At 75.0% G+C, this 4,266-nt stretch carries 6 protein-coding genes; 2 read left to right on the top strand and 4 right to left on the bottom strand.

Translation table 11 applies throughout. The features are described from left to right. Nucleotides 1–498: 498 nt before the first annotated feature. Both CCN44_RS09745 and CCN44_RS09740 read right to left on the bottom strand, forming a co-directional pair. On the bottom strand, nucleotides 499–1,233 hold the full coding sequence (locus CCN44_RS09745; protein WP_086697382.1) for a TIGR03943 family putative permease subunit: 735 nt from the start codon (nucleotides 1,231–1,233) through the stop codon (nucleotides 499–501). Continuing rightward, nucleotides 1,230–2,264, bottom strand: coding sequence for a permease (locus CCN44_RS09740; protein ID WP_208639742.1), 1,035 nt, complete (start codon nucleotides 2,262–2,264; stop codon nucleotides 1,230–1,232). The genes CCN44_RS09745 and CCN44_RS09740 overlap by 4 nt, the downstream gene beginning before the upstream one ends. Nucleotides 2,265–2,459: 195 nt before the next feature. On the opposite strand from CCN44_RS09740, the gene CCN44_RS09735 reads away from it, so the two are divergent. Next, nucleotides 2,460–3,278, top strand: a complete 819-nt coding sequence (locus CCN44_RS09735; RefSeq protein ID WP_086697381.1) for a serine hydrolase — start codon at nucleotides 2,460–2,462, stop codon at nucleotides 3,276–3,278. A 65-nt stretch (nucleotides 3,279–3,343) separates the two neighbouring features. Here CCN44_RS09735 and CCN44_RS47350 read toward each other — a convergent pair whose 3' ends face one another. Together CCN44_RS47350 and CCN44_RS45495 are read right to left on the bottom strand one after the other, a co-directional pair. After that, the gene (locus tag CCN44_RS47350; RefSeq protein ID WP_331478609.1) at nucleotides 3,344–3,511 is read right to left on the bottom strand and encodes an imine reductase family protein; all 168 of its coding nucleotides are present in this window, start codon (nucleotides 3,509–3,511) and stop codon (nucleotides 3,344–3,346) included. 40 nt (nucleotides 3,512–3,551) lie between these two features. Next, entirely contained in the window at nucleotides 3,552–3,893 is a 342-nt protein-coding gene (locus CCN44_RS45495; RefSeq protein WP_208639741.1) for an imine reductase family protein, read from the bottom strand. A gap of 135 nt (nucleotides 3,894–4,028) precedes the next feature. Between CCN44_RS45495 and CCN44_RS09725 the strand changes: the two genes are divergently transcribed. Continuing rightward, nucleotides 4,029–4,259, top strand: a complete 231-nt coding sequence (locus CCN44_RS09725; RefSeq protein ID WP_086697380.1) for a response regulator transcription factor — start codon at nucleotides 4,029–4,031, stop codon at nucleotides 4,257–4,259. The last annotated feature ends 7 nt before the right edge of the window (nucleotides 4,260–4,266 follow it).

The following is a 4,266-nucleotide window of genomic DNA, read 5'->3' as shown; positions in this document are numbered from 1 at the left end:
CGCTAGGACGGCCCCACCGGTCGTCCGCCGCAGACCGGAGCCGGTCTCCGGGACGGCCCCACCGACCCGACCACCGCAGACCAGACCCCGTACGCCGGACCGGCCCCACCGACCCGACCGTCTGTCACGAACGGGGCCCGAACGCCGGACGGGCCGCGCCGGTGGGCCGCTGTGGGCCGGTGCCTGGTTACCGGACTGGCCACGCCCGTCGTCCGCTGCAAGCCGGGGCCTGCGTACCGGACGGGTCCCGTCGGACATCCCGCAGCCGGGCCAGGCCTGCCTTCCGGGCCGGGCGGACTCGCGTCGGGCCGGCTCAGGTCGTGCAGGCCCAGGCCCGCGCCGGCGCCCCCTGCACCGGACCGGCGCGGGTCCGGACGCTCGCCAACCCGGATTGCGTCGGCTCGGTCAGGCCGGCGCCGCCTCGTGGCACCCCGGACGAGCCGGGGCGGGCCGCTGCCCCCCCCGGAGAAGCCGCCCCGGGCCCCGGGGACACCGGCTCTAGGAAGGCGTGAGCGGCAGGTCGTCGGTGTAGGCGTTGACCGGCGGGGCGACGGGGCGGACGTCCCGGACGTCGAGTGCCGCCTGGGCGGTCCGGGTGCCGAGGGTCCCTCGCGGGTGCCAGGTGCCGGTCACCGCGAGCCAGGTGTCGGCGGGCGGCGCCTCGGCGCCGTACATGCGCACCTTCACCGTCTGCGAGTCCGCCGCGCAGCAGGAGAAGATGATGCGGGTCAGGTACCAGCCGCCGTCCTCGCCGGCCGGGGTGACGAAGCCCGTCAGCCGGACGGTGCGGTGCGCGATGGCGCGGCTGCGGTCCTGTCGTACCCGCTTGGTGAAGTCCGTGAGGGTCAGCGGCAGGGGCGAGGTCGCGGGCAGCGGCGCGAACCCCTGCTGCGCGGCGACGGGCCTGTCGTTCGCGCGGGCGGCGGCGTACGCGCCGAGCGCGGGCGGCGCGTAGAGCAGCAGGCTCAGCGCGGGGAAGCACAGCAGCCAGGCGATCCGCGGCGTACCGGTGTGATCGTGGCCGTGCTCGTCACCGGTGTCCTCGGGGTCGGGGTGCCGGTCCCGGGCGACCGCCGCCGCCAGACCGAGCAGCAGCAGGACCACCCCGGACCCGATCAGCAGCGGGCGCAGTCCGGCCTTGACGTAGCGCAGGTAGATGTCGGTGAAGAGGGCCACGTGCAGCAGGCCGATGCCCATCAGTGCCAGGAGCAGGGTCTGGACGGGGCGTTTCACAGCAGCGCGCCTCCGATCAGGACGCTCGCGGCGACCGCCACGACGGTGGTCGCCGTGGAGAACCGCCAGGCGAAGGCACGGCCGAAGGTGCCCGCCTGCAAGGCGATCAGCTTGAGGTCGACCATCGGGCCGACCACGAGGAACGCCAGCCGGGCGGTCGGCGAGAAGCCGGTGAGGGAGGCCGCGACGAACGCGTCTGCCTCCGAGCAGACCGCGAGCAGCACGGCGAGCGCGGCCAGGAAGAGCACCGACAGCCAGGGGGAGCCCGAGAAGGCGTCGAGGACGGAGCGCGGCACGGTGACGTTGAAGGTGGCGGCGGCCATGGCGCCGAGCACGAGGAAGCCGCCGGCGTGCAGGAAGTCGTGCTGGAAGCCGAGCCGGAACTCGGTCCAGCGGCTGTGGCCGTGCCGGTGGCCGGTGTTCCGCCGGCGCAGGAGGGGGCGCAGCCACTCCTCCTTGCCGAGCCAGAGCCACAGCCAGCCCATCACGGCCGCCGTGGCGAGGGAGGCGAGCAGCCGGGCGGCGACCATGGCGGGGTCGCCGGGGAAGGCGACGGCGGTGGCCGTCAGCACGACCGGGTTGATCGCCGGCGCGGACAGCAGGAAGGCGAAGGCGGCGGCCGGGGTGACTCCCCGGCGGATCAGGCTCCCGGCGACGGGCACGGAGGCGCACTCGCAGCCCGGCAGGACCGCTCCCGCGGCACCGGCGACCGGTACGGCGAGGAACGGCCGTTTCGGCAGCACCCTGGTGAACAGGTCGGCCGGCACGAACGCGTTGATCGCGCCGGACAGGGCGGTGCCCAGGAGCAGGAAGGGCAGTGCCTGGACGGTGATGGCCAGGGAGACGGTGCGCCAGGCCTGGACGGCCGGGTGGTGCGGCCACGGGGTGGCGGACAGCAGGAGTACGGCCGCGGCACCGGCCGTCAGCGCGAGGGCGATGCCGAACCGGGGCCGGAACCGGCGCACGGGCGGACCGAGGGGTACGGCGGTCACGCCCTCCGCCGCACCGACCAGTTCATCCGTTTTGTTCATCATCACTCCGGATGTCGGTGTCTGGCCGACGATAAGCGAGGCGTGCGGCCGGGCCGCGCGTACACGCCGCCGCGACGGGGAGCCGGGCGGCACAATGCGCCCCATCGGTGGCTCTTCTCACAATCGGGGCGAACAGGGGCCGAAGGTGACCGGTGCCACGTCGCCGGGCGCGCCGGATGGCTACGTTCGGACCCCATGTCGTCCCGCCTCTCCCGCACCGCACGGACCAAGGCCGGCGCCCTGCTGGCCTCGGCAGCGGCCCTGCTCTCCGCCGGCCTCCTGCACCCGGCCCCGGCGCTCGCCGCCACCACCGCACCCTCCGGGCACACCCCGGGGCACGCCACGGCGGCCGTGCTCGACCTCGACGGCACCGGCCGTGCGCCGGTGGTCCACGGCGAGGACCGGGCGTACGACACCGCCAGCATCGTCAAGATCGACATCCTCGCGGCGCTGCTGCTCCAGGCGCAGGACGCGGGACGGCCGCTGACCGCGCGGGAACGGGAGCGCGCCGAGCCGATGATCCGGCGCAGCGACAACGCGGCGGCCAACGCCCTGTGGCGGCAGATCGGCCGGGCCTCCGGACTGGCGGCGGCCAACAAGCGGCTGGGGCTGACCTCGACGACGGGCGGCCCGGGCGCCAAGTGGGGCCTGACCCGGACGACCGCGAGCGACCAGGTGCGGCTGCTGCGGGCCGTGTTCGGCACCGGCGGCACCGTGCGCGCGGGCTCCGGCGGGCTCGACGCACGCTCCCGCGCCTACATCCGCACCCTGATGGGCCAGGTCGTGCCCGAGCAGCGCTGGGGCGTCTCGGCGGCCGGCGCCGGGGGCTCCGGGCAGGCCCTGAAGAACGGCTGGCTGCAGCGCGCCACCACGGGCCGCTGGGACGTCAACAGCGTCGGCCAGGTCACCGTCAGGGGTCACCGCTATCTCGTCGCGGTCCTGTCGGACGGCAACGCCTCCATGGGCGACGGCGTGTCCCTGGTGGAACGGACGGCACGCGCGGCCGTGGCGTGACGGCATCCCGGGGTACCTGCCCGCCGCGCCCCACCCACCGCCGGGACGACCGCCCCATCGGCCGGTCACGGCCCCGCACCCGTCCGCGCCTGCGCCCAGCCGGGCTGCTCGACGCCCTCGGCGATCCGGGCGAAGCCCTCCACTCCGTGGCCCGCGTCGATCTGGCGCTGGACGAGCCGCTGGACCATGGCGACCGCCTCGGTCCTGACGCCCTGCTCGGCGCCGGCGGCCAGGAGGTCACCGAGGTGGGAGAACGCAAGGCGCTGCCGCCTTTCAGCGGTGCAGTCCCCGCCGTCGACGACGGTGGCGAACCTGGAAGGCGCCGGTCATGGCGGTGAGCCAAGGCGCGGCCATGGCAGCGGTCGCGCCCGCCGCCACACCGGCCGGCGCGACCATGGCGGCGCCGTGCAGGAAGCCAGCGAACACGACGTACACGACCGCGAGCAGGGCGAGGTCGTACAGCGGCGCCGGCCCGGCGTCCGCACCGACTGAAGCAGACAGGCTCGCGCATCGCGAGGTGTACCGCGAGGTGCCGCCGAAGGCCGAGGTCTCCGTCGAGGATGCCGCCGCGACGCGGCGGTGCACGGCGCGCCGGGCGAGCGCTGAGGGACTCAAACCGTTCCCCGGCCCCTGTGACACGCCCGTGACAGTCGGCGGACATCCTCATGAAGTCCGGCAAGCAATCTGGTGGAACAAGGGCAAATCGCCCTAAACGGACAGCCCCCCAGCCGTTCCGCCGGAGGAATCCCCATGAGCGCCACTCTCGCCCCGTCGCCCACCGAAGCCCCCGCCCCCGCGCTGGCTCCGCGCGAGCGGGAGACGCTCCAGCACATCGCCGCCGGCCGCACCTACCTGCAGACGGCCCGCCACATGGGACTGTCCACCCACACCGTGGACGCCTACCTGCGCCGCATCCGGGCCAAGTTCAACATCACCAACACCGCCGAGCTGACCCGCATGGCCATCGCCCTGGGCCTGTGACCTTCGC

The sequence above is a fragment of the Streptomyces tricolor genome, assembly GCF_002155905.1.
Lineage (GTDB): Bacteria > Actinomycetota > Actinomycetes > Streptomycetales > Streptomycetaceae > Streptomyces > Streptomyces tricolor.
This window is presented reverse-complemented; position numbering and strand designations above follow the sequence as displayed.

What these genes read in the sequence shown, in the direction of transcription:
- CCN44_RS09725 (WP_086697380.1), top strand. Translation starts at nt 4,029, where the DNA reads ATGAGCGCCACTCTCGCCCCGTCGCCCACCGAAGCCCCCGCCCCCGCG.
- CCN44_RS09735 (WP_086697381.1), top strand. Translation starts at nt 2,460, where the DNA reads ATGTCGTCCCGCCTCTCCCGCACCGCACGGACCAAGGCCGGCGCCCTG.
- CCN44_RS09740 (WP_208639742.1), bottom strand. Translation starts at nt 2,264, where the DNA reads ATGAACAAAACGGATGAACTGGTCGGTGCGGCGGAGGGCGTGACCGCC.